This is a genomic window from Streptomyces sp. NPDC093065 (genome assembly GCF_044754585.1).
Lineage (GTDB): Bacteria > Actinomycetota > Actinomycetes > Streptomycetales > Streptomycetaceae > Streptomyces.
Map to the genome: position 1 here is coordinate 1 of NZ_JBIVPJ010000027.1, position 25,168 is coordinate 25,168.

Here is a 25,168-nt window from a genome sequence, read left to right on the forward strand (position 1 = left end):
AGAAGTACCAGCTCAAAACACGCGACTGGGCCCGCGCCGAACGCGAGGGCACCACCATCGCCCCCCTCGTCACCCGGCTCAACACCATCCGGCGCCAGAGCCCGGCTCTGCGCCAACTGCGCGATCTGCACTTCCACACCACGGACAAGGAGGAGGTGATCGCCTACTCGAAGCGGCAGGGGTCGAACACGGTTCTGGTGGTCGTGAACCTCGACCCCCGCCACACCCAGGAGGCGACGGTCTCGTTGGACATGCCGCAACTCGGCCTGGACTGGCACGAGTCGGTGCCGGTGCGCGACGAGCTGACCGGCGAGACCTACCACTGGGGCAGGGCCAACTATGTGCGCCTGGAGCCGGGCCGTTCGCCCGCGCACGTCTGCACGGTTCTGCGACCGCCCCACCCGCAGATCGGAGGGTCACCCACCACATGATCGTCAACGAGCCCGTGCCGGACACCTTCGAGGACACCCCCGCCAAGGACCGGGACCCGGACTGGTTCAAACGAGCCGTCTTCTACGAGGTCCTCGTCCGCTCCTTCCAGGACAGCAACGGCGACGGCGTCGGCGACCTCAAGGGCCTGACCGCCAAGCTGGACTACCTGCAATGGCTGGGCGTGGACTGCCTGTGGCTGCCGCCCTTCTTCAAGTCACCGCTGCGCGACGGCGGTTACGACGTCTCCGACTACACCGCCGTGCTCCCGGAGTTCGGCGACCTGGCGGACTTCGTGGAGTTCGTGGACGCGGCGCACCAGCGCGGCATGCGCGTGATCATCGACTTCGTCATGAACCACACCAGCGACCAGCACCCGTGGTTCCAGGAGTCGCGGAGAAACCCGGACGGCCCCTACGGCGACTACTACGTCTGGGCGGACGACGACAAGCAGTTCCAGGACGCGCGGATCATCTTCGTCGACACCGAGGCGTCCAACTGGACCTACGACCCGGTGCGGCGGCAGTACTACTGGCACCGCTTCTTCTCCCACCAGCCGGACCTCAACTACGAGAACCCGGCCGTGCAGGAGGAGATGATCTCCGCGCTGAAGTTCTGGCTGGACCTGGGCATCGACGGGTTCCGGCTGGACGCGGTGCCGTACCTCTACCAGGAGGAGGGGACCAACTGCGAGAACCTGCCGCGCACGCACGACTTCCTGAAGCGGGTGCGCAAGGAGATCGACGCCCAGTACCCGGACACGGTGGTGCTGGCGGAGGCCAACCAGTGGCCGGAGGACGTCGTCGACTACTTCGGCGACTACGCGGCGGGCGGCGACGAGTGCCACATGGCCTTCCACTTCCCCGTCATGCCCCGCATCTTCATGGCGGTCAGAAGGGAGTCGCGCTACCCGGTCTCCGAGATCCTCGCCAAGACCCCGGCCATCCCGTCCGGCTGCCAGTGGGGCATCTTCCTGCGCAACCACGACGAGCTGACCCTGGAGATGGTCACCGACGAGGAACGCGACTACATGTACGCGGAGTACGCCAAGGACCCGCGCATGCGCGCCAACATCGGCATCCGCAGGCGCCTGGCCCCGCTCCTCGACAACGACCGCAACCAGATCGAGCTGTTCACGGCCCTGCTGCTGTCCCTGCCCGGCTCGCCGATCCTCTACTACGGCGACGAGATCGGCATGGGCGACAACATCTGGCTCGGCGACCGCGACGCCGTGCGCACCCCCATGCAGTGGACGCCCGACCGCAACGCCGGCTTCTCCTCGTCCGACCCGGGGCGCCTGTTCCTGCCCACGATCATGGACCCGGTCCACGGCTTCCAGGTGACGAACGTCGAGGCGTCGATGGCCTCGCCGTCCTCGCTGCTGCACTGGACCCGCCGCATGATCGAGATCCGCAAGCAGAACGTGGCCTTCGGTCTCGGCACCTACACGGAGCTGCCCTCCTCGAACCCCGCGGTACTGGCCTTCCTGCGCGAGTACGGGGACGACCTGGTCCTGTGCGTGCACAACTTCTCCCGGTTCGCGCAGCCCACGGAACTCGACCTCAGCGCCTTCGGCGGACGCCACCCGGTGGAGCTGTTCGGCGGGGTCCGCTTCCCGGCCGTGGGCGACCTGCCGTACCTGCTGACCCTCGGGGGGCACGGCTTCTACTGGTTCCGGCTCCGCAAGGACGCCGTCTAGACACCGGCCCCGTCCCCGGGCGGGGCGGTTTCCACCGTTCCGCCCGGGGCACGCATCAGTAACCACCCCGACGCTCCGGGGAAAGGACGCGACGCCATGTCGGAAGCCGTCATACGCACCGTCACGAGCCCGCCGGGCCTCCTGGCGTCACTCGACCCACTGCTGCGGGAGTGGCTTCCGCGACAGCGCTGGTTCGCCGGCAAGGGGCGTCCGGTCACCGGCTTCTCGCTGGTCGCCGCGACCGAACTGCTCCCCGCCGACTCCCGCCTCGGCCTCCATCACGTCCTGGTCCGCGCCCACCAGCAGTACGCGCCGGCCGGGGGCGCGGCTCAGGAGCCCGGCGACTGCTACCAGCTCCTGATAGGCACGCGCGAGGCGCTGCCACCCCGGCTCGCGCCCGCGCTGATCGGCCATGTGAGCGAGGGCCCGGCGGCCGGACGCACCGCCTACGACGCCCTGTACGACACCCGTCCCGCCGAGGTGCTGCTGGAGGCGCTGCGCACCCGGGCCCGCATCGGGGCGCTGCGCTTCGAGCGGGCACCGGACGAGGACATCCGCGCCGGGCTGGTGCCGCGGCTGATGACGGCCGAGCAGTCGAACTCGTCCGTCGTGTACGGAGATACGTTCATCCTCAAGTTGCTGCGCCGCATCGTGCCCGGCGTCAACCCCGACCTGGAGCTGCCGCTGGCCCTGGCCCGCGAGGGCTGCCCCCGGGTGCCCGCGCCCGCGGGCTGGATGACGGCGGACCTGGCAGGCCGGTCCTGGGTACTGGGTGTGCTCCAGCCTTATCTGCAGGGCGCGACCGACGGCTGGGAGCTGGCGCTGCGCGAGCTGGCCAAGGGCGAGGACTTCGTCGCCGAGGCCCGGGCGCTCGGGCGGGCCACCGCCGAGGTGCACACCGCGCTGGCCCGCGCGCTGCCGACCGTCACCCTCGGCCAGGCTCAGACGCGGCACCTCGCCGAGGGCATGACCGAGCGGCTGGAGGAGACCGCACGGGCCGTGCCCCTGCTCCGGTCGTACGCGCCCGCGCTGCGGACGGCGTTCACGGCGCTGGCGGACCTGGCCGCCGAGGGCCGCGGCTGGACCGCGCAGCGCGTCCACGGCGACCTGCACCTCGGCCAGTGCCTGCGCTCGCCCGACGGGGCGTGGTCGCTGATCGACTTCGAGGGTGAGCCCGCGAAGTCCCTGACCGAGCGCCGGCTGCCGCAGCCGGCGGTGCGGGACGTCGCGGGCATGCTCCGGTCCTTCGACTACGCGGCGCACTCGGCCGACGTCCGCGTGCCGGGCTGGGCCGAGGCCTGCCGGGCCGCGTACTGCACCGGGTACGCGGAGGCCGGCGGCCACGACCCGCGCACCGACCCGGTGCTGCTGCGCGCCTTCGAGACGGACAAGGCGGTCTACGAGGTCCTGTACGAGGCCCGGCACCGTCCCGACTGGCTCGAGGTGCCCCTGGCGGCGGTGCGCCGCCTGTCCGTGCCCGAACCGGCATGACTCCCCCGCCCGCCCCCCTCTCGCCCAGGAGGCTCCTCCCGTGACCCCCCGCCCCTCGTCCAGCGGTCCCGACCCGAAGAAGACGACCGGGAAGAAGACGGCCAAGGCCGCGAAGAAGGCCGGCCCGAAGAAGAAGGTCACGAAGAAGGCCGGCACGAACAAGCCGGCCGCGAACAGTCCGGCCGTGAAGAAGACGGTCGCGAAGAAGCCGGCCGCGGAGAAGACCGGCACGCGGAAACCCGCCGCCCAGGCCCAGGCCCGGGTCAGGGAGGAGGTCGCCGTATCCCCCGCACTGGACGCCGGTGACCGGGAGCGGCTGCTCGCCGGCACGCACCACGACCCGCACGCGGTGCTCGGCGCCCACCGGGTCCCCGGCGGGGTCGCCTTCCGTGCGTTCCGGCCGTACGCCCTCGCGGTGACCGTGCTCTGCGGAGAGCTGCGGATCGAGCTGCACGACGACGGGGACGGCTTCTTCTCCGGCCTGGTACCGCTGAGCGAGGTCCCGCTCCACCGGCTCCTCGTGGCGTACGAGGGGACGGAACAGGAGGTCGAGGACCCGTACCGCTTCCTGCCCGCCTTGGGCGAGCTGGACCTGCACCTGATCGGCGAGGGCCGGCACGAGCAGCTGTGGCGGGCGCTCGGCGCGCACCCGACGACGCACGACGGGGTGGCGGGCACCCGGTTCGCGGTGTGGGCGCCGAACGCGCGCGGGGTCCGGGTGGCCGGCGGCTTCAACTTCTGGGACGGCACCGGTCACCCGATGCGCTCTCTCGGCTCGACCGGGGTGTGGGAGCTGTTCCTGCCGGGTGTCGGCGCGGGCGAGCTGTACAAGTTCGAGATCACCCGGCCCGACGGTTCGCGCACCTTCCGCGCCGACCCGCTGGCCCGCCGTACGGAGGTCCCGCCGGCCACCTCCTCCGTCGTGCACGCCTCGGACTACACCTGGGGCGACGGGGAGTGGCTGGCGCACCGCGCGGACGCGCCCGCGCACGAGGCGCCGATGTCGGTGTACGAGGTCCACCTGCCGTCCTGGCGCCCCGGACTGAACTACCGCGAGCTGGCGGAGCAGCTCCCGGCCTACGTCGCCGACCTGGGCTTCACGCACGTGGAGCTGATGCCGGTCGCCGAGCACCCCTTCGGCGGCTCCTGGGGCTACCAGGTCACCGGCTTCTACGCGCCCACGGCCCGGCTGGGCGACCCCGACGACTTCAAGTACCTGGTGGACCGGCTGCACCGGGCCGGGATCGGCGTCCTGATGGACTGGGTTCCGGCCCACTTCCCGCGCGACGACTGGGCGCTGGCCGAGTTCGACGGGCGCCCGCTGTACGAACACTCCGATCCGCTGCGGGCCGCGCATCCGGACTGGGGGACGCTGGAGTTCGACTTCGGACGCCGGGAGGTGCGCAACTTCCTGGTCGCCAACGCCGTGTACTGGTGCGAGGAGTTCCACATCGACGGGCTGCGCGTCGACGCGGTCGCCTCGATGCTCTACCTGGACTACTCGCGCGAGCCGGGCCAGTGGACGCCGAACGAGCACGGCGGCCGGGAGAACCTGGACGCCGTGGCGTTCCTCCAGGAGATGAACGCGACGGTCTACCGGCGGGTGCCCGGCGTCGTGACCGTGGCGGAGGAGTCGACGGCCTGGGACGGGGTCACCCGGGCCACGCACCACGGGGGCCCGAGCGGCTTCGGCGGGCTCGGCTTCGGGCTGAAGTGGAACATGGGCTGGATGCACGACTCGCTGGAGTACATGAGCCGCGAGCCGGTGCACCGCGGCCACCACCACGGGGAGCTGACCTTCTCCATGGTGTACGCGTACAGCGAGAACTACGTGCTGCCGATATCCCACGACGAGGTGGTGCACGGCAAGAGGTCCCTGGTGTCGAAGATGCCCGGCGACTGGTGGCAGCAGCGCGCCAACGAGCGGGCGTACCTGGGCTGGATGTGGGCCCATCCCGGCAAGCAACTGCTCTTCATGGGACAGGAGTTCGCGCAGGGCGCCGAGTGGTCGGAGGCGCACGGCCCCGACTGGTGGCTGCTCGACCCGGAGTACGGCGCGGCGGCGGACCACCGGGGCGTGCGCGACCTGGTGCGCGACCTGAACACCGTCTACCGGGCCACGCCGGCACTGTGGCGGCGCGACACCCATCCCGCCGGGTTCGCTTGGGTGGTCGGCGACGCGGCCGAGGACAACGTCCTGGCGTTCCTGCGCCTGGACGCCGACGGCACCCCGCTGCTCGCGGTGTCGAACTTCGCCCCGGTGGTCCGCCCCGACTACCGCCTCGGCGTCCCCGACGACGTCCCGGCCTGGCACGAAGTGCTCAACACCGACGCCGCCCGGTACGGCGGCGGCGACGTACGCAACCCGCACCCGGTCAAGCCGGAGGCACAGGGGTGGCACGGCCGGCCGGCGAGCATCCGCCTGACCCTGCCGCCCCTGGCGACGGTGTGGCTGCGCCCGGCCTGACCGTCAGTCCGCGTCCACCAGTCCCTTCGGCAGCGGCTCGCTGTGCAGGACGCCGAGGTGCTGGGTGGCGCGGGTGAGGGCGACGTACAGGTCGCTGGTGCCGTAGCGGCCGGGCTCGACGACCAGGACGGAGTCGAACTCCAGGCCCTTGGACTGGCGCGGGTCGAGCAGGACGACGCGGTGGGTGAGGTCGGGCTCGGCGCCCGCCGTCACGCCGTCCAGGCGGGCCGCGAGGACCCGGTGCAGTTCGCGCGGGGCGATGACGGCGAGGCGGCCCTCCTCGGGGGTCAGCTCCCGGGCGGCCTCGGCGACGGCGGCCGGGAGGTCGCCGGTGGCACGGATCCAGGGGCGCAGGCCCGTGGAGCGCACCGAACTCGGCGGAGTGAACTCCGGGTCGCCGGCACGGACGACGGCCGCCGCCAGGTCCATGACCTCCGCCGGGGTGCGGTAGTTGACGCCGAGGCGGGTGTGCTCCCAGCGGTCCTCGACGTACGGCGTGAGGATCTCCGACCAGGAGCCGACGCCGGCCGCCTCCGCGGTCTGGGCCGGGTCGCCGACCAGGGTCATCGAGCGGGTGGGGCAGCGGCGCATCAGCAGCCGCCAGGCCATCGGGGACAGTTCCTGCGCCTCGTCCACGATGATGTGCCCGAAGGCCCAGGTGCGGTCGGCCGCGGCGCGTTCGGCGGCGCTGCGGTGGTCCTCCTCCTCCTGGCGTTCGGCGAAGCGCTCGGCGTCGATGACGTCGTGCGCGAGCAGGACCTCCGCGTCCTCGTCGTCCTTGTCCTCGAACTCGTAGGTCCGCGACGCGTACGACACGTCGAGGACGCCCTGCGCATAGGCGATCTGCTCCTCCCGTTCGCGCTCGGCGCGGGAACGGGCCACCCGGTCGTCCACGCCGAGCAGCTCGGCGGCCTCGTCCAGCAGGGGGACGTCGGCGACGGTCCAGCGCCGGGTGACCGGGCGGCGGACGGCGGCGGCGTCCTCGGCGGGGAGGAAGGCCTCGGGGGCGGCGAGAAAGTCGGCGACCAGGCGGTGCGGGGTGAGCCGGGGCCACAGCTGGTCGATCGCGGACCAGACCTCGGGGTTCTCGGCGAGTTCGTCGCGGATCTGGGTGATGTCGCTGGGATCGAGGAGGTTGCCGCCGTCGTAGGGGTCGGTGCCGATGCGTTCGGCGACCATGTCGGTGAGGGTGTTGAGGATGTGGCCCTCGAAGTGCTCGCGGGCGGCGTTGTGCGGCAGCCCGGCGGCGCGGGTGCGCTCGCGGGCGACGCTCACGAGGCCGTCGTCCAGCATGAGGACGTCGCGGTCGTGCTCGATCGCCACGACCGGGTCGGGCAGCGCCTGCCGGTCGCGGACCGCCTCGGCGAGCACGTCGGCCATGCCGGCCCCGCCCTTGACCGCGGCCGCCTCGGGGGTGTCGGTGGCCGTGGCCTTCACGCCGGGGAACAGTTCGCCGACGGTGGCGAGCAGTACGCCGGTCTCGCCGAGCGAGGGCAGCACCTCGCCGATGTAGCCGAGGAAGGCCGGGTTGGGACCGACGATGAGGACGGCGCGCTTGGCGAGCAGTTCGCGGTGCTCGTAGAGCAGGTAGGCGGCGCGGTGCAGGGCGACGGCGGTCTTGCCGGTGCCGGGGCCGCCCTCGACGACCAGCACACCGCGGTGCGGGGCGCGGATGATGCGGTCCTGGTCGGCCTGGATGGTCTGCACGATGTCGCCCATGCGGCCGGTGCGCGCGGAGTTCAGCGCGGCCAGCAGCACGGCGTCGCCGGAGGGGTCCTCGTGGCCGGTCCGGGTCTCGTCGCCGAGGTCGAGGATCTCGTCGTGCAGCGCGGTGACCGTGCGGCCCTCGCTGGTGATGTGCCGGCGGCGGCGCAGCCCCATCGGGGTGTGGCCGGTGGCCAGGTAGAAGGGGCGGGCGACACCGGCCCGCCAGTCGACGAGGACGGGGGTGCGTTCGGCGTCGTCGGCGCGGAGTCCGATGCGGCCGATGTGGTGGCCCTCCCCGGAGGTGAGGTCGATCCGGCCGAAGCACAGGGAGCCGTCCACCGCGTTGAGCGCGGCGAGCAGCCCGGAGCGCTCGGCGACCAGGATGTCCCGCTCCAGACGGGCCTGCTGGGGGGTGTTGCCCTGCGCGAGCGCCTCGGTGACCGAGACCTCGGCGTCGCCGCGCAGGGCGTCCACGCGCGCGTACAGCCCGTCGATGAATTCCTGCTCGTGCCGCAATTCATCGTCCGGAAATTCGGTGTTTGACAATTCCACTCCCGGCCGCATATACTGTGCCTACTGAACTTCTTCGCGACCTCATTTCTGTGAAGTCACGAATCATCGAATATACGCAGCGAAATCCCCCGAGCGCAATTGCTCGGGGGATTTTTTCGTGCGCCGGGCCGGTCAGACGACGTCGGCCAGTTCCTGAAGGAGCCGCCGCTTGGGCCGGGCGCCGACCATCGACTTCACCGGCTCACCGCCGCGGAAGACCATGAACGTCGGCATCGACAGCACCTTGTACGCGTTCGTGGTCGCCGGGTTCCGGTCGACGTTCAGCTGCACCACCCGCAGCCGGTCGCCCTCCTCCTCGGCCAAGGCACTGAGCACGGGTGCCATCTGCCGGCAGGGCGGGCACCAGTCGGCGGTGAACTCCACCAGCACGGGCAGCTCGGAACCGATCACCTCGGCCGCGAAGTCCGTGTCCGTCACCTCGGGCACCCCGTTGGTCCTCATCCGTGTCCTCCCAGTTCGCACTTGGGCTCCGGACCCCCCGGAACCGCCGCCTCGGCCCGCGCCAGTTGCGCGGCGACCTGCCCGCGCACCGACGTGAGCTGCTCGATCAGCGTGTCCAGCTCCGCCAGCTTGCGCCGGTAGACCACCAGGGACGCCGGGCAGGAGTCGCCCTCGGGGTGCCCGGCGCGCAGGCACTCGACGAAGGGGCGGGTCTCCTCCAGGTCGAACCCGAAGTCCTGGAGGGTCCTGATCTGCCGCAGCAGCTTCAGGTCCTCCTCGTCGTAGGTCCGGTATCCGTTGTCGCCCCGCCGCGCGGGCAGCAGGCCCCGCGACTCGTAGTAGCGCAGCGTCCGCGTCGTGGTCCCGGCCCGTGCGGCCAGCTCGCCGATTCGCATGGGGACGAACGTATGCCTTGACGCGGGCGTCAAGGCAAGAAGCCCCGCGCCGGGGGGAGGCGCGGGGCTTCTTCGGGGGACCGGGTGGCTGAGCAACGGGGGGAGCACCTCAGCCGCCCGGCGTGTGCGGGCGTCGCGGCGGGGGTGTCAGGCCCTCGCCAGCTCCTTCTCGCCGCCCTGCTCGGGCAGGTCCGGCGTGTCCTCGCCGTCGGCGGGTCCGTGGGCGTCGTCCAGGAGGGTCTTCTCGTCGAACGGGATCCGGCCGGCGAGCACGTCGTTCACCCGGTCCTTGTCGATCTCCTTGGTCCAGGTGCCGATCAGGACGGTGGCCACCGCGTTGCCGCCGAAGTTGGTCAGGGCACGGGCCTCGCTCATGAAGCGGTCGATGCCGACGATCAGGCCGATGCCGTCCACCAGGGCGGGCTTGTGCGACTGCAGGCCGCCGGCCAGCGTGGCGAGACCGGCACCCGAGACACCGGCGGCGCCCTTGGAGGCCACCAGCAGGAAGAGCAGCAGCGGAATCTGCTCACCGATGGACATCGGCGTACCCATGGCGTCGGAGATGAACAGCGAGGCCATGGTCATGTAGATCATGGTGCCGTCGAGGTTGAACGAGTAGCCGGTCGGGACGGTGATGCCGACCACCGGCTTGCTGACACCCAGGTGCTCCATCTTCGCGATGAGACGCGGCAGCGCCGACTCCGAGGAGGAGGTGGAAAGGATCAGCAGGAATTCGCGGCCCAGGTACTTGAAGAGCGAGAAGACGTTGACCCCGGAGACGAGGCGCAGCACCGTGCCGAGCACCAGGATGAGGAAGAGGACGCAGGTCACGTAGAAGCCGAGCATCAGCACGGCCAGGCTCTTGAGGGCGTCGACGCCGGCCGAGCCGGTGACGGCGGCGATGGCGCCGAAGGCACCGATCGGGGCGGCCCACATGATCATCGCCAGGACGCGGAAGACCAGCCGCTGGATGTGCTCGATGCCGCGCAGGACGGGCTGACCGGCGCTGCCCATGGCCTGCAGGGCGAAGCCGCAGAGCAGGGCGATCAGCAGGGTCTGCAGGACCTCGCCCGCGGTGAACGCCGAGACGATCGTGGTCGGGATGATGCCGAGCAGGAACTCGGTGGTGCCCTTGGCCTCCGCGTCGACCTGCGCCTGGCCGGTCTCCTTGACCGCGTCGGTGACCGCGAGGCCCGTGCCCGGGTCGAGGATGTTGCCGACGATCAGACCGATGGCGAGCGCCACCAGGGACATCACGAAGAAGTAGACCAGGGCGATGCCGCCGACCGCGCCGACCTTGGCGGCCTTGCGGACCGAACCGATGCCCAGCACGATCGTGCAGAAGATGATGGGGGAGATCATCATCTTGATCAGGTTCACGAAGCCCGTGCCGAGCGGCTTCAGCTCGGTGGCGAAGTCCGGCGCGATCAGACCGACGGCGATACCGAGGGCGACCGCGATGATCACGGCGATGTAGAGATAGTGCGTGCGGTCGCGCTTGGCTTTGGGTGCGGCAGGTGCCGTAGCGGCTTTGCTGGTCACGGCGGCCCTCCTTGACGACGTCGTCGGCATCACCGGCGTGCGGCTCACGTCCGGGGGTGTGTATCGGGGACGGGGTGACTATCTCCCGGCGTGTGAGCGCGGTCACCCTTGCGTTCATTTAGTTCACAATCAAGCCACGCGAGAGACTGACTGCATGCACATCCGTGTCCCCCGACCCCGGAGCCTGGCCGGGCAGCTCTTCGCCATGCAGGCCGTACTGATAGCGGTCGTCGTGGTCGGGTACGCGCTGTTCACCTACATCAGCGACCGCGGGCAGGCCCAGGAGGCGGCCGGGCGCCAGGCCAGGGCGGTGTCGCTGGCGATCGCGGACTCGCCGTCCGTGGCGCAGGCGATCCGCACCCCGGACCCGACGGCGCGCCTGCAGCCGTACGCGGTGCGGGTCATGCAGGACACGGACGTGGACTTCGTGACGATCATGGATCCGGAGGGCATCCGCTGGACCCACCCCGAACCGACAGAAATCGGCCACCCCTTCCAGGGCCACATCGAGCGCGCTCAGCGGGGCGGGACCTTCACCGAGACCTACACGGGCACGCTCGGCCCCTCGGTCCGGGCGGTCACACCGATCGTGGACGACGGCCGGATCGTCGGTCTAGTCTCCGCCGGGATCAAGGTCGAGGAGATCAGCAAGCGGGCGCAGGAGCAGCTCACGGCCCTGTCGGGGGTGGCGGCCGGGGCCCTGCTGCTCGGAGCGGTCGGTACGTATGTGATCAACGCGCGGCTGCGCCGGCACACGCACGGCATGAACGCGGACGAGCTGAGCCGGATGCACGACTACCATCAGGCGGCGCTGCACGCGGTGCGGGAGGGGCTGCTGATGCTGGACGGGCAGTACCGTGTCGCGCTGATCAACGACGGCGGTCGGGAGCTGCTCGGCGTGCACGGTGACGTGGTCGGAGCCTCGGTGGCGGACCTCGGGCTGCCGTCGCAGCTGACGGGGGCGCTGCTGGCGTCGGAGCCGCGGATGGACGAGGTGCACCTGGCGGCGGAGCGGGTGCTGGTGGTGAACACCTCGCCGGTCTCCGGCGGCGAGCGGCGGGGCACGGTGGTGACGCTGCGGGACGTGACCGAGTTGCAGTCGCTGACGGGCGAGCTGAACTCGGAGCGCGGTTTCACCCAGGCGCTACGCTCGCAGGCGCACGAGGCGGCGAACCGGCTGCACACGGTCGTCTCGCTGATCGAGCTGGGGCGGGCGGAGGAGGCCGTGGAGTTCGCGACGGCGGAGCTGGAGCTGGCGCAGGCACTCACCGACCAGGTGGTGGCGGCGGTGAGCGAGCCGGTGCTGGCGGCGCTGCTGCTGGGCAAGACGGCGCAGGCCAACGAGCGGGGAGTGGAGCTGGTGGTGTCGCAGGACAGCCGACTGGACGACGGGCTGCTGCCGCCGTCGCTGCCCGCCCGGGACCTGGTGACGATCCTGGGCAACCTGGTGGACAACGCGGTGGACGCGGCGCAGGGCGCGGTGCCGTCGCGGGTGACGGTGGCGGCGTACACGGAGGCTTCCGGGGGCGGTTCCGAGCTGGTGCTCCGGGTGTCGGACACCGGCGCGGGGGTCGATCCCGCCCACGCCGACCTGGTCTTCCAGCGGGGCTACTCGACGAAGCCGGCCGGCGAGGGCGGACGCGGTCTGGGCCTCGCGCTGGTGCAGCAGGCGGTGCGGCGGCACGGCGGCTCCCTGGCCGTGGCGGACGCGGAGGGCGGCGGCGCCCGCTTCGAGGCCCGGCTGCCGCTGGGCCCTGCCGGGGGCGACGGAGCGGCACCGGCCACCGCGGCGGGCAGACCGGGCTCCGGGGGTGCGGTGTGAGACGGCGACAGATCACGGGGGCCGTCCCGGTCGGCGCGGGCCGCCCGATCGCCGCCGACGCGCGCCGTGCGGCTCACGGAAGCCGCCGTGCCGGCGCGGTGGCTCACCCCGGGGGTGCCGTATGAGCACCGCCGACGCGCAGCCCATCCGGGTCCTGGTCGTCGAGGACGACCCGGTCGCCGCCGACGCGCACGTGATGTACGTCGGCCGGGTCCCGGGGTTCGTCGCCGTCGGCAAGGCGCACACGGGTGCGGAGGCCCGCCGCATGCTGGACCGCACGCCGGTCGACCTGCTCCTGCTCGACCTGCACCTGCCGGACGTGCACGGACTCCAGCTGGCCCGCTCGCTGCGCGCGGCGGGGCATCACACCGACGTGATAGCGGTGACGTCGGCACGGGACCTGACGATGGTGCGCGAGGGGGTCTCGCTGGGCGTCGTCCAGTACGTCCTGAAGCCCTTCACCTTCGCCACCCTGCGCGACCGCCTGGTCCGCTACGCGGAGTTCCGGGGCACCGCCGGGGAGGCCAGCGGCCAGGACGAGGTCGACCGCGCCCTGGCCACCCTGCGCGCCCCGAGCCCGGCGGCCCTGCCCAAGGGCCTGAGCGGCCCGACCCTGGAGCGCGTCACGGGCGCGCTGCGCGGCGCGGAGGAGGGCCTCACGGCGGCCGGGGTCGCCGAGGCGGTGGGCATCTCCCGCATCACGGCGCGGCGCTACCTGGAGCACCTGGTGGACGCGGGGCGTGCGGGACGCAGCCCGCAGTACGGGCAGGTGGGGCGTCCGGAGCTGGTGTACCGGTGGGTGCGGGGCCGGTGAGCCGGGCCGCCCGGCGGGCGAGCTCGGCCTTACTGGACGAGCCCGCCCGCTCGAGCCCCACCGCCCGCGCCGGCTCCTCCGCCGCCCGGCGTCCACCGACCCCGCCCGCGCCCTCGGCCAGGGCCGTCAGCAGTGCCGGCGCCATGCGCGCCGCTCCCTCCCGCGGCAGCGGGGCGTCGCTCACGCCGCCTTCGCGTACCACACGACCTGCGAGGCGAGCCCCGCCACGGCCAGTGCCTCCAGCACCGAGAGCGCGACGAGCAGCCGGCCGGCGTCCCCGTTCGACCAGAAAACGATCAGCGCCGCCAGGGGTACCGCGCAGAACGCCGTCAGGTCGATGACTGTCTGGACCGTCTTGCGCGACCGGCGCCGGGAGTCGCTCCGGTGGTACGCCTCCCACCCGAAGGTCGCGAACCCGCTGCTGTGTGCGGCGAGTTCGGCCAGCTTCGGCCCCAGATCGTCCCGGACGTAGAGCCCGATCGCCGAGATCTTCTCGTCGTTGACGAGGTAGGTCCACCCGAGGACGAGACACACCGGCGGCAGCGCGAGCAGCATCGAGGGCCGCTCCGCCTGGGCCGTGGCGGCGACGACGGCGGCCACGACGGCGAGCGTCACGTAGAGCAGGTTGTCCCGGAAGCCGATCCTCGCCCTCTGCTCGCTCTTCACGCTCTCGTACTCGGCGAGCAGCAACTGCCCGACCGTGACGTCCTGTTCCGGCACTCGGATCCCCTCTCCCAGCGATAACTTATGACTATGCCGGACATCCAGCCCACCGTTCTGGTCCTCACCGCGCTCCCGCTCGAATACGCTGCGGTCCGCGCGCACGTCGAGGAGCGGGAGGAGCGGGTGCACCGGGACGGGACCCGGGTCGAGACCGGCCGGCTGCCGGGCACCTCCTGGCACGTCGCCCTCGCCGAACTGGGCATGGGCGCCGAGCGGGCGGGAGTTCTCACCACCCAGCTCATCGACTGGTTGCGTCCCGAGGCCGCGCTGTTCGTCGGCGTCGCGGGCAGCCTGAAGGCCGACGTCGGGATCGGCGACGTCGTCGTGGGCACGCAGGTGTACGGGATCCACGGCGGCAAGCAGACCCCGGAGGGCTTCCTGGTCCGGCCGAAGGCCCTGCCGGGGTCGCACGCGCTGGAGCAGGCGGCCCGTTCCGCCGTGCGGGACATGCCCGGCGTACGGGCGCACTTCATGCCGATCGCCACGGGAGAGGTCGTCCTGGCGGATGCCGGGTCCGGGATCGCGCGGTTCGTCCGCCGGAACTACAACGACGCGGGCGCGATCGAGATGGAGGGCTCGGGAGTGCTCCAGGCGGCCCATCTCAACGGCCGGTTGAACGCGCTGGTGATCCGCGGGATCAGCGACCGCGCCGACGCCGGGAAGCACGCTGCCGACGCCTCGGGTTCGCAGCGGCGCGCCGCCGAGCAGGCCGCGGCGGTCACGGTGGCGGTCCTGCACAGGCACCGGCCCCGGAAGGGTGCCGGCGACTCCGCCGAGGCGCCCCGAGGAGCGGCGTACGGCGGAGACCACATCGACTTCCGGGGCGGCACGTTCCACGGCCCCGTCACCGGCAAGAGCGGCGAGGCTCCCCCGAATCCCCACTCGCACACTCATTGACCTGACTAGACCACTCCTCTTACGTTCGCCACGCAGCCGTCCAGGCCACAGCGTCGTGCGCCCGTAGGAGGTCATGCCCGTGCGCCCCACCGTCCGGTTCACCGCCCTGTTCACCCTCACCGCGCTCGCCTCCACCACCCTCGCCGCCTGCGGAAGCGGCTCCGGCAGCGATCCGGACACGGTGAAGGTCTCCTTCAAGCAGTCGACGGACAACTCCATCAAGGTGATGGACACCTACCTCGGCGACATCAAGAGGCAGTTCGAGAAGGCCAACCCGGGGAAGAAGGTGGAACTCGTCCCCATCAAGGCACCGGACTCGGAGTACTACACCAAGCTCCAGCAGATGCTCCGCTCCCCCAAGACCGCGCCCGACCTGGTCTACGAGGACACCTTCCTCATCAACTCCGACATCACCAGCGGGTATCTGAAGCCGCTCGACGACTACCTCGCCGACTGGAAGGACTGGGGCCGGTTCATCGACACGGCGAAGGCCGCCGCCCAGGGCGAGGACGGCAAGACGTACGGTGTTCCGGACGGGACGGACACCCGGGGGCTGTGGTTCAGCAAGGACGTGTTCGCCAAGGCCGGGCTGCCCGCCGACTGGCAGCCGAAGACCTGGGACGAGGTGCTCGACGCCGCCCGCACCATCAAGGAGAAGGTCCCCGGCGTCACACCGCTCAACGTCTACACCGGCAAGCCCGCCGGTGAGATGGCCACCATGCAGGGCTTCGAGATGCTGCTGTACGGCACGGGGGACGGCGGCGCCGACCCGCTGTACGACAAGGGCGGCAAGAAGTGGATCACCGCGGGGCAGGGGTTCAAGGACTCCCTCGGCTTCGTCGAGACCGTGTACAAGGAGAAGCTCGGCCCGGAGGTCTCCGACGCGCTGGACCCCAACTTCTCCACGAAGATCCGCGGTGAGCTGCTGCCGCAGGGCAAGCTCGGGATCGCGCTCGACGGCTCCTGGCTGCCGCAGGACTGGCTGGAGGGCAGCGGGCACGAGTGGCCCGAGTGGTCGAAGGAGCTGGGTCTCGCCGCCATGCCCACGCAGAACGGACAGGCGCCCGGCAGGGTGAGCATGTCCGGCGGGTGGACCTGGTCCATTCCGGCCAAGGCCGGCAACCCCGACCTGGCCTTCGAGTTCATCAAGACGATGCAGACCAAGGCCAACGCCCAGAAGTGGTACATCGCCAACTCCGGCATCGCGGTCCGCGAGGACGTGGCGAAGGATCCCGGCTACGTCGCGGCCCAGCCCGGCATCAAGTTCTTCACCGACCTCGTCGCCGACACCCACTACCGGCCCGCCTACCCGGCGTACCCGAAGGTGTCCGTCGCCGTCCAGGAGGCCATGGAGGGCGTGACGACCGGTGACAAGTCGGTCGAGGAGGCGGCGCGCGGCTACGACGAGGCGCTCAAGGAGGCGACCGACAACCAGGTGGTCGCCAAGTGACGGCGGCCCCGCCGCGGCAGGCCGGTCCGGAGGTCCGGAAGGCGTCCGCCTCCCCGGCCTCCGACGCTCGGGCCGGCACCGTCCGCCGCTCCCTCTTCCGCGCTCTGCCCGTCTCCCCCGCCCTCGTCCTGCTCCTGCTCTTCCTCGCCGGCCCGATCGTCTACTGCGTGGTCATCGCCTTCACCGACCTCCAGCTCACCGGGCAGGCCGAGGAGTCCTTCGTCGGCTTCGACAACTTCACCCGCGCCTTCAGGGACGAGGCGTTCCTCAACGCCGTATGGCTGACCCTGGTGTTCACCGTGCTGTCGTCGCTGATCGGGCAGAACACCCTGGGGCTCGCGCTGGCCTCCCTGATGCAGCGGGCCTCGAAGCCGGTCCGTACGCTCACCGGTGGCATCGTTGTCACGGCCTGGGTGCTGCCGGAGGTGGTGGCGGGCTTCCTGCTCTACGCCTTCTTCCGGCGCGAGGGCACCCTCAACGCCATCCTGGACTGGCTCCATCTGCCCTCCCAGAACTGGCTGTTCACGCTGCCGATCCTGGCGGTGTCCTTCGCCAACGTGTGGCGTGGCACGGCGTTCTCGATGCTGGTGTACTCGGCCGCGCTGAACGAGATCCCCAAGGAGGTCACCGAGGCCGCGGAGGTGGACGGCGCGAGCGGCTGGCGCCGGATGTGGCACATCACGCTGCCGATGATCCGGCGCTCCATCGGCACCAACCTGATGCTCAACACGCTGCAGACGCTGTCGGTCTTCGGGCTGATCTGGGTGATGACGCGGGGCGGCCCGAGCGGCAAGAGCCAGACGCTGCCGCTGTTCATGTACGAGCAGGCCTTCCAGAACAGCCTGATCGGGTACGGCACGGCGGTGGCGCTGCTGCTGTTGCTGATCGGCTCGCTGTTCTCGGTCGTGTACCTGCGTCTGCTGCGGACGGAGGTCTGACATGGCGAACACGCCCGCCTCACGGCGCAACCGGCGGCGGACGGCCGCCGACGCCGGGCTGCTGGTGGCCGCAGCGGCCTTCGTGCTGCCGCTGGCCTGGGTGGTGCTGTCCGCGCTGGATCCGCACGCGAGTCTGAGGGTGAAGGTCCCCGACGGGGTGACGCTGGAGAACTTCGACGCGATCCTCACCCCGGAGATCACCTTCACCCCGCTGCTCAACAGCCTGATCCTGTGCGGCGGGGCCACCCTGCTGACGGTGGTGTGCGCGGCGCTCGCGGCCTATCCGCTCTCCCGTTTCCGGTCACGGCTGAACCGGCCGTTCCTGCTCACCGTCCTGTTCGCGACCAGTCTGCCGATCACGGCGATCATGGTGCCGGTCTACGCGTTGTTCGTGCGCGTCAACATGATCGACACCATGCAGGGGACCGTCTTCTTCTTCGCCGCCTCGCAGCTGCCCTTCGCGATCTGGCTCATGAAGAACTTCATGGACGGCGTGCCGAAGGAGCTGGAGGAGGCGGCGTGGACGGACGGCGCGTCGTCCTTCCAGTCACTGCTGCGGATCGTGCTGCCGCTGATGGGCCCCGGGGTGGCGGTGGTGACGGTGTTCTCGTTCGTGATGATGTGGGGGAACTTCTTCGTCCCCTTCATGCTGCTGCTCTCCCCGGACCAGATGCCCGCCTCGGTCAGCATCAACGACTTCTTCGGCAACCGGGGCATGGTGGCGTACGGGCAGCTGGCGGCGTTCTCGATCGTCTACTCCACGCCGGTCGTGCTGCTGTACGTGCTGATCTCCCGGCGCCTGGGCGGGGGGTTCGCGCTGGGCGGGGCGGTGAAGGGATAGGGCGCGGGGACCGGGGAGGGGGCGCGTACGGGTCCGCTCGCGCCCGCAGGTTCCTCGTACGTCCCCCGTACGTTCCTACAATCCGTATCGCTGGCCGAACAGCCCGTAGTCAGCGTCGCCCCGGACCCCTACGGTGTGGCGCGTGCGCCGACCCTCACCCCGCCCGAGCCATTCGGGCCCCCCGTTCAACGCCCTCGCCGCCCGCCGGCTGCGTGCCGCCCTCAACATGGGGCCCGAGCACGTCGCCCACGGCATACGGGTCTCGTACGGCCTGCCGTACGTCGGCCCCGACCTCGTGATCGCCTGGGAGCGGGGGACCGCCGCCCCCGAAGGCCCCGAGCTGACCGCGCTCGCGGGGGTGCTGTGGTGCTCGCCCGGCGAGCTGATCGGGCGGCCGCAGTCCCTGCGCGAGCACCGCGTCGCCCGCGGTCTGGCGCCGGAGGACGTGGCCCGCGCGGTCGGGCTCGGGCTCTCGGCCTACCTGCGGATGGAGGAGGCGGACGACTGGCGCGGCACCGACCGGCAGTCGGCCGAGCTCGCCGACGTGCTCGGCCTCACGCTGCCCGACTTCGTGACCGTCACCGGGCGCGAGGAGAAGCTGGCCGACCTGCTGACGAGCGCGGTGACCACCCGCTGGCAGGGGTGTGTGCGCCCGATCGCCAAGCTGGCCCCACTGGACCGGCGCGTCCTGGAGAACGTCCTCCAGGTGCTGCACCAGGACTACCAGGGGCGGATGACCGCCACCCTCACCTGGGGCGGCGGCGCGGCCGACTCCAGCGCCGGGGGCCGGGACTTCCTCGACCGGATCGTGGACCACTTCTGGACGGCGGTCGAGAGGCACCCGTGAGCCGAGTGCCCGGCGCCTAGAAGACCGACTCCGCCTCGTCCATCCGGTCCTTCGGCACCGTCTTCAGCTCGGTGACCGCCTCCGCGAGCGGCACCATCACGACGTCCGTGCCGCGCAGCGCCGTCATCCGGCCGAAGTCGCCCCGGTGCGCGGCCTCCACCGCGTGCCAGCCGAAGCGGGTGGCGAGGACCCGGTCGTACGCGGTCGGTACGCCGCCGCGCTGGACGTGGCCGAGGATGACCGGCTTGGCCTCCTTGCCGAGCCGGCGCTCCAGCTCGAAGGCGAGTGCGGTGCCGATGCCCTGGAAGCGCTCGTGGCCGAACTTGTCGATGGCACCCTTGCCGTAGTCCATGCTGCCCTCGGCGGGGTGGGCGCCCTCGGCGACGCAGACGACGGCGAACTTCTTGCCGCGGGAGAAGCGCTCCTCGACCATCTTGACCAGGTCGGCGGGGTCGAAGGGGCGCTCGGGCAGGCAGATGCCGTGGGCACCGGCGGCCATGCCGGACTCCAGGGCGATCCAGCCGGCGTGCCGGCCCATGACCTCGACGACCATCACGCGCTGGTGGGACTCGGCGGTGGTCTTGAGGCGGTCCATCGCCTCGGTCGCCACGCCGACCGCCGTGTCGAAGCCGAAGGTGCGGTCGGTGGAGGAGATGTCGTTGTCGATGGTCTTCGGCACGCCGACGACCGGGAGGCCCGCGTCGGACAGCATCCGGGCCGCGGTGAGCGTGCCCTCGCCGCCGATCGGGATCAGGGCGTCGATGCCGAAGTTCTGGATCATGTCGCCGGCGTTCTCGCAGGCCTCGCGGAGCCGGTCGCGCTCCAGCCGGGAGGAGCCGAGGATGGTGCCGCCGCGGGCGAGGATGCCGCTGACCGCGTTGAGGTCGAGGGTGCGGTAACGGCCGTCAAGCAGCCCCGCGTAGCCGTCCTCGAAGCCGATGACCTCGTCGCCGTAGTTGTCGACCGCTCGGTGCACGACCGACCGGATCACTGCGTTCAGGCCGGGGCAGTCGCCGCCTGCGGTGAGAACTCCGATACGCATCGTGCTGTGTCTCCTGCTCGCTGTTGACACCGGTGAGCCGATCCAATTGTTCCACGGCCCGGACGGCGGCGGACGACCGGCGGACGGCGGCGGACGGCGGCGGACACTGACGGGCGCCCTAACCGTGGCCGGAGGTACTGTCAAGAGGGTTCCGCACCCCGACGAAACGCTCACCCCGACGAAACGGAGAGCACGCGTGACGCGCAGCGTGTACGTGACCGGTATCGACCGCGGCGACGGCCGCCAGGTCGTCGAGCTGGGGGTGATGGAGCTGCTCACCCGGCAGGTCGACCGGGTCGGCGTGTTCCGCCCCCTGGTGCACGACGGGCCCGACCGGCTCTTCGGGCTGCTGCGCGCCCGCTACCGGCTCTCGCAGGACCCGGCGACGGTCTACGGCATGGACTACCAGGAGGCCTCCCTCCTCCAGGCCGAGCAGGGCGTGGACGAGCTGGTGTCGGCGCTGGTCGACCGGTTCCACCTGGTGGCGCGGGACTACGACGTCGTCCTCGTCCTCGGCACCGACTACGCCGACACCCAGTTCCCGGACGAGCTGTCGCTGAACGCGCGGCTCGCCAACGAGTTCGGCGCCTCGGTGCTTCCCGTCGTCGGGGGCCGCAAGCAGACCGCCGAGTCGGTGCTGGCCGAGACCCACAACGCCTTCCGCGCCTACGACGGTCTCGGCTGCGACGTGCTCGCCATGGTGACCAACCGGGTCGCGCGCGAGGACCGGGACGAGATCGCCGAGCGGCTCGCGCACCGGCTGCCGGTGCCGTGCTGGGTGGTGCCGGACGAGCCCGCCCTGTCCGCGCCGACGGTCTCCCAGATCGCGCACGCCCTGGGCGCCCGGGTGGTGCTCGGGGACGACTCCGGGCTCGCCCGCGACGCGCTGGACTTCGTCTTCGGCGGGGCCATGCTGCCCAACCTGCTGGCTGCGCTGACCCCGGGCTGTCTGGTGATCACGCCGGGCGACCGCGCCGACCTGGTGATCGGCACGCTGGCCGCGCACAGCGCCGGGACCCCGCCGATAGCCGGCGTGCTGCTCACCCTGAACGAGGTGCCCGGCGAGGGCATCCTCACCCTCGCCGACCGGCTGGCCCCGGGCACCCCGGTGCTCTCGGTGACCGGCAACAGCTTCCCCACCGCCGAGCAGCTGTTCTCCCTGGAGGGCAAGCTGGGCGCGGCCACTCCGCGCAAGGCGGAGACCGCCCTCGGCCTCTTCGAGCGCTACGTCGACACCGCCGAGCTGGACAAGCGGGTCTCCGCGCCCAGCAGCGACCGCGTCACGCCGATGATGTTCGAGCACAAGCTCCTCGAACAGGCCCGCTCCGACCTGCGCCGGGTGGTTCTGCCGGAGGGCACCGAGGTGCGGGTGCTGCACGCGGCGGAGGTGCTGCTGCGCCGGGGCGTGTGCGAGCTGACGCTGCTCGGCCCGGCCGAGCAGATCCGCAAGAAGGCCGCCGACCTCGGCATCGACCTGGCCGGCGCCGAGCTGATCGACCCGGCCGCCAGCGAGCTGCGGGACTCCTTCGCCGAGAAGTACGCCGCCCTGCGCGCCCACAAGGGCGTGACCGTGGAGCTGGCGTACGACGTGGTCTCCGACGTGAACTACTTCGGCACGCTGATGGTGCAGGAGGGGTTCGCCGACGGGATGGTGTCGGGGTCGGTGCACTCGACGGCGGCGACCATCCGCCCGGCCTTCGAGATCATCAAGACCAAGCCGGACGCGGCGATCGTCTCCTCGGTCTTCTTCATGTGCCTGGCCGACAAGGTCCTGGTCTACGGCGACTGCGCGGTCAACCCGGACCCGGACGCGGAGCAGCTCGCCGACATCGCCGCGCAGTCGGCGTCGACGGCGGCGCAGTTCGGGGTGGAGCCGCGGATCGCGATGCTGTCGTACTCGACGGGCACGTCCGGCTCCGGCGCGGACGTCGACAAGGTGCGCGAGGCGACCGAGCTGGTCCGCTCGCGCCGCCCGGACCTCAGCATCGAGGGGCCGATCCAGTACGACGCCGCGGTCGAGCCCTCGGTGGCCGCGACCAAGCTGCCCGGCTCGGCGGTCGCCGGGCAGGCCAGCGTGCTGATCTTCCCCGACCTGAACACCGGCAACAACACGTACAAGGCGGTGCAGCGCTCGGCCGGTGCCATCGCGGTCGGCCCGGTGCTCCAGGGTCTACGCAAGCCGGTCAACGACCTGTCGCGGGGCGCGCTCGTGCAGGACATCGTCAACACCGTCGCCATCACGGCGATCCAGGCCCAGCAGTCCCCCAGCGAGAAGGCTTCCGACCAGTGAGCGGCTCCCGTGTCCTCGTCCTCAACTCCGGCTCCTCGTCGGTGAAGTACCAGCTGCTCGACATGCGCGACGGCAGCCGGCTGGCGGTGGGACTCGTCGAGCGGATCGGCGAGAACGGCTCCTGCGTCAAGCACTCCCCGGTGGGCGGGGAGAGCCGCGAGTGGAGCGGGTCGGTGCCCGACCACGACGCCGCGCTGAAGGCCATGGCCGCCGAGCTGGACCGGGACGGTCTGGGCCTCGACTCCCCAGAGCTGGCCGCGATCGGGCACCGGGTGGTCCACGGCGGTCTGCGCTTCACCGAGCCGACGGTGATCGACGACGCCGTGCTCGCCGAGATCGAGCGGCTCATCCCGGTCGCCCCGCTGCACAACCCGGCCAACCTCACCGGCATCCGCACCGCGCAGGCGCTGCGCCCGGACCTGCCGCAGGTCGCCGTGTTCGACACCGCCTTCCACACCACGATGCCGGAGTCCGCGGCCCGCTACGCGATCGACGTGGAGACCGCCGACGCGCACCGGGTGCGGCGCTACGGCTTCCACGGCACCTCGCACGCGTACGTCTCCCGGGAGACCGCGCGGCTCCTCGGCCGGGCACCCGGGGACGTGAACGTGATCGTGCTGCACCTGGGCAACGGGGCGTCCGCCTCGGCGGTGCGGGGCGGACGGTGCGTGGACACCTCCATGGGGCTGACGCCTTTGGAGGGGCTCGTGATGGGTACGCGCTCGGGAGACATGGACCCTGCCGTCATCTTCCATTTGATGCGCGTCGGGGGAATGTCCGCCGACGAGATCGACACTCTTCTCAACAAGAGGAGCGGTCTGATCGGGCTGTGCGGCGACAACGACATGCGGGAGATCCGCCGCCGTGTCGACGCCGGCGACGAGCGGGCGGAGCTGGCCTTCGACATCTACATTCACCGGCTCAAGAAGTACATCGGCGCCTATTACGCCGTTCTCGGACGCGTGGACGCCGTGGCGTTCACGGCCGGGGTCGGGGAGAACTCGGCGCCGGTGCGCGAGGCGGCGCTGACCGGGCTCGAAGGGCTGGGCCTGGAGGTCGACGGGGAGCTGAACGCCGTACGGAGCGACGAGGCGCGGCTGATCTCGCCCGCGGACGCGCGGGTGGCGGTGGCGGTGGTACCGACGGACGAGGAAATGGAGATCGCGGCACAGACCTACGCGCTGGTAAATGATTCGGGGAATCAGAATCTCACCTGAGCGGCATCCCGCCCTTTTGTATTTTCCGCCAGACGGAATATTCCGCGCCGAAACAAACCGATAGGATGGCACCCATGCGCCGTTCGAAAATCGTCTGTACTCTCGGCCCCGCGGTCGACTCCCACGAGCAGCTGGTCACGCTGATCGAAGCCGGCATGAACGTGGCCCGCTTCAACTTCAGCCACGGCACCCACGCCGAGCACCAGGGCCGTTACGACCGGGTGCGGGCCGCCGCCAAGGAGACCGGCCGGGCCATCGGTGTCCTCGCCGACCTGCAGGGCCCGAAGATCCGCCTGGAGACCTTCGCGGAGGGTCCCGTCGAGCTGGTGCGCGGTGACGAGTTCACCATCACCACCGAGGACGTACCGGGCGACAGGACGATCTGCGGCACGACGTACAAGGGCCTGCCCGGTGACGTCACCAAGGGCGACCAGGTCCTCATCAACGACGGCAACGTCGAGCTGAAGGTCACCGAGGTCGAGGGCCCCCGGGTGAAGACGATCGTCATCGAGGGCGGCGTCATCTCCGACCACAAGGGCATCAATCTGCCCGGCGCCGCGGTCAACGTGCCCGCGCTGTCCGAGAAGGACGTCGAGGACCTGCGGTTCGCGCTGCGCATGGGCTGCGACCTGGTCGCCCTGTCCTTCGTCCGGAACGCCAAGGACGTCGCCGACGTGCACCGCGTCATGGACGAGGAGGGCCGCCGCGTCCCGGTGATCGCCAAGGTGGAGAAGCCGCAGGCGGTCGAGAACATGGAGGACGTCGTGATGGCGTTCGACGGCGTGATGGTCGCCCGTGGCGACCTGGCCGTCGAGTACCCGCTCGAAAAGGTCCCCATGGTGCAGAAGCGCCTGATCGAGCTGTGCCGGCGCAACGCCAAGCCGGTGATCGTGGCGACCCAGATGATGGAGTCGATGATCACCAACTCCCGTCCGACCCGCGCCGAGGCCTCCGACGTGGCCAACGCGATCCTGGACGGCGCCGACGCGGTCATGCTGTCCGCCGAGTCGAGCGTGGGCGCGTACCCGATCGAGACCGTCAAGACGATGTCGAAGATCGTCACCGCCGCCGAGGGGGAGCTGCTCTCCAAGGGGCTGCAGCCGCTGGTGCCGGGCAAGAAGCCGCGCACGCAGGGCGGTTCGGTGGCCCGTGCCGCGGCCGAGATCGCCGACTTCCTGGGCGGCAAGGGCCTGGTGGCCTTCACCCAGTCCGGTGACACCGCCCGCCGGCTCTCCCGCTACCGCGCCTGCCAGCCGATCCTGGCCTTCACCACCGACGAGTCCACCCGCAACCAGCTGTCGCTCAGCTGGGGCGTGGAGCCGCACGTGGTGCCGTTCGTGAACAGCACCGACGAGATGGTCGACCTGGTGGACCAGGAGACGGTCCGCCTGGGCCGCTTCAACGACGGCGACGTCGTCGTGATCACCGCCGGTTCGCCCCCCGGCGTGCCCGGCACCACCAACATGGTCCGCGTGCACCACCTGGGCGAGACCCGGCGCGGCTGACGGCCCGTCCGCCCGCCAGGGCTCCCGTACGGCGCTGA

General features: G+C 71.2%; 20 protein-coding genes. 14 read left to right on the forward strand and 6 right to left on the reverse strand.

What is annotated here, in order from left to right; all coding sequences use genetic code 11:
- The 4 genes from ACIQFU_RS33300 to glgB all read left to right on the forward strand — a co-directional run.
- Window positions 1–431: DUF3459 domain-containing protein (locus ACIQFU_RS33300; RefSeq protein WP_402556611.1), on the forward strand; the 431-nt coding region annotated here is incomplete at its 5' end.
- Entirely contained in the window at window positions 428–2,128 is a 1,701-nt protein-coding gene (gene treS, locus ACIQFU_RS33305; RefSeq protein WP_402556612.1) for a maltose alpha-D-glucosyltransferase, read from the forward strand. The genes ACIQFU_RS33300 and treS, both read left to right, overlap by 4 nt.
- Before the next feature lie 96 nt (window positions 2,129–2,224).
- Complete coding sequence (locus tag ACIQFU_RS33310; RefSeq protein WP_402556614.1) at window positions 2,225–3,619, forward strand: phosphotransferase; 1,395 nt, start codon at window positions 2,225–2,227, stop codon at window positions 3,617–3,619.
- A gap of 40 nt (window positions 3,620–3,659) precedes the next feature.
- Window positions 3,660–6,086, forward strand: a complete 2,427-nt coding sequence (gene glgB, locus ACIQFU_RS33315) for a 1,4-alpha-glucan branching enzyme (RefSeq protein WP_402556616.1) — start codon at window positions 3,660–3,662, stop codon at window positions 6,084–6,086.
- Window positions 6,087–6,089: 3 nt separating this feature from the next.
- On the opposite strand, the gene ACIQFU_RS33320 is transcribed toward glgB, so the two are convergent.
- From ACIQFU_RS33320 to ACIQFU_RS33335, 4 genes are all read right to left on the reverse strand, one after another.
- The gene (locus tag ACIQFU_RS33320; RefSeq protein WP_402556617.1) at window positions 6,090–8,357 is read right to left on the reverse strand and encodes a HelD family protein; all 2,268 of its coding nucleotides are present in this window, start codon (window positions 8,355–8,357) and stop codon (window positions 6,090–6,092) included.
- Window positions 8,358–8,477: 120 nt separating this feature from the next.
- The gene (locus tag ACIQFU_RS33325) at window positions 8,478–8,792 is read right to left on the reverse strand and encodes a thioredoxin (RefSeq protein WP_402556750.1); all 315 of its coding nucleotides are present in this window, start codon (window positions 8,790–8,792) and stop codon (window positions 8,478–8,480) included.
- An 11-nt stretch (window positions 8,793–8,803) separates the two neighbouring features.
- Complete coding sequence (locus ACIQFU_RS33330) at window positions 8,804–9,202, reverse strand: MerR family transcriptional regulator (RefSeq protein ID WP_402556618.1); 399 nt, start codon at window positions 9,200–9,202, stop codon at window positions 8,804–8,806.
- A gap of 147 nt (window positions 9,203–9,349) precedes the next feature.
- Window positions 9,350–10,744: a cation:dicarboxylate symporter family transporter gene (locus tag ACIQFU_RS33335; RefSeq protein ID WP_402556620.1), complete on the reverse strand. Its 1,395-nt coding sequence runs from the start codon at window positions 10,742–10,744 to the stop codon at window positions 9,350–9,352.
- Window positions 10,745–10,898: 154 nt separating this feature from the next.
- Between ACIQFU_RS33335 and ACIQFU_RS33340 the strand changes: the two genes are divergently transcribed.
- The gene (locus ACIQFU_RS33340) at window positions 10,899–12,566 is read left to right on the forward strand and encodes an ATP-binding protein (protein WP_402556622.1); all 1,668 of its coding nucleotides are present in this window, start codon (window positions 10,899–10,901) and stop codon (window positions 12,564–12,566) included.
- Window positions 12,567–12,687: 121 nt separating this feature from the next.
- Complete coding sequence (locus ACIQFU_RS33345) at window positions 12,688–13,380, forward strand: response regulator (RefSeq protein ID WP_402556624.1); 693 nt, start codon at window positions 12,688–12,690, stop codon at window positions 13,378–13,380.
- Window positions 13,381–13,560: 180 nt separating this feature from the next.
- Here the strand turns inward: ACIQFU_RS33345 and ACIQFU_RS33350 are convergent, their stop codons facing one another.
- The gene (locus tag ACIQFU_RS33350) at window positions 13,561–14,100 is read right to left on the reverse strand and encodes a hypothetical protein (RefSeq protein WP_402556625.1); all 540 of its coding nucleotides are present in this window, start codon (window positions 14,098–14,100) and stop codon (window positions 13,561–13,563) included.
- A 27-nt stretch (window positions 14,101–14,127) separates the two neighbouring features.
- On the opposite strand from ACIQFU_RS33350, the gene ACIQFU_RS33355 reads away from it, so the two are divergent.
- The 5 genes from ACIQFU_RS33355 to ACIQFU_RS33375 all read left to right on the forward strand — a co-directional run bounded on the left by ACIQFU_RS33355 (window position 14,128) and on the right by ACIQFU_RS33375 (window position 19,076).
- The gene (locus tag ACIQFU_RS33355) at window positions 14,128–15,000 is read left to right on the forward strand and encodes a nucleosidase (protein ID WP_402556627.1); all 873 of its coding nucleotides are present in this window, start codon (window positions 14,128–14,130) and stop codon (window positions 14,998–15,000) included.
- Window positions 15,001–15,073: 73 nt separating this feature from the next.
- Window positions 15,074–16,450 (forward strand): extracellular solute-binding protein, encoded by a 1,377-nt coding sequence (locus ACIQFU_RS33360; RefSeq protein WP_402556629.1) that lies wholly within the window; start codon window positions 15,074–15,076, stop codon window positions 16,448–16,450.
- Entirely contained in the window at window positions 16,447–17,388 is a 942-nt protein-coding gene (locus tag ACIQFU_RS33365; RefSeq protein ID WP_402556630.1) for a carbohydrate ABC transporter permease, read from the forward strand. The genes ACIQFU_RS33360 and ACIQFU_RS33365 overlap by 4 nt, the downstream gene beginning before the upstream one ends.
- A 1-nt stretch (window position 17,389) precedes the next feature.
- The gene (locus tag ACIQFU_RS33370; protein WP_402556632.1) at window positions 17,390–18,229 is read left to right on the forward strand and encodes a carbohydrate ABC transporter permease; all 840 of its coding nucleotides are present in this window, start codon (window positions 17,390–17,392) and stop codon (window positions 18,227–18,229) included.
- Window positions 18,230–18,362: 133 nt separating this feature from the next.
- Entirely contained in the window at window positions 18,363–19,076 is a 714-nt protein-coding gene (locus tag ACIQFU_RS33375) for a helix-turn-helix domain-containing protein (RefSeq protein ID WP_402556634.1), read from the forward strand.
- A 16-nt stretch (window positions 19,077–19,092) separates the two neighbouring features.
- On the opposite strand, the gene ACIQFU_RS33380 is transcribed toward ACIQFU_RS33375, so the two are convergent.
- Window positions 19,093–20,118, reverse strand: a complete 1,026-nt coding sequence (locus ACIQFU_RS33380) for an ATP-dependent 6-phosphofructokinase (protein WP_373902351.1) — start codon at window positions 20,116–20,118, stop codon at window positions 19,093–19,095.
- 196 nt (window positions 20,119–20,314) lie between these two features.
- Between ACIQFU_RS33380 and pta the strand changes: the two genes are divergently transcribed.
- The 3 genes from pta (at window position 20,315) to pyk (ending at window position 25,130) form a co-directional block, all read left to right on the forward strand.
- Window positions 20,315–22,408: a phosphate acetyltransferase gene (gene pta, locus ACIQFU_RS33385; RefSeq protein WP_402556636.1), complete on the forward strand. Its 2,094-nt coding sequence runs from the start codon at window positions 20,315–20,317 to the stop codon at window positions 22,406–22,408.
- A complete protein-coding gene (locus tag ACIQFU_RS33390; protein ID WP_402556638.1) occupies window positions 22,405–23,625 on the forward strand; it encodes an acetate kinase in 1,221 nt (406 codons plus the stop codon). The genes pta and ACIQFU_RS33390 overlap by 4 nt, the downstream gene beginning before the upstream one ends.
- Before the next feature lie 74 nt (window positions 23,626–23,699).
- The gene (gene pyk, locus ACIQFU_RS33395) at window positions 23,700–25,130 is read left to right on the forward strand and encodes a pyruvate kinase (protein WP_402556640.1); all 1,431 of its coding nucleotides are present in this window, start codon (window positions 23,700–23,702) and stop codon (window positions 25,128–25,130) included.
- The last annotated feature ends 38 nt before the right edge of the window (window positions 25,131–25,168 follow it).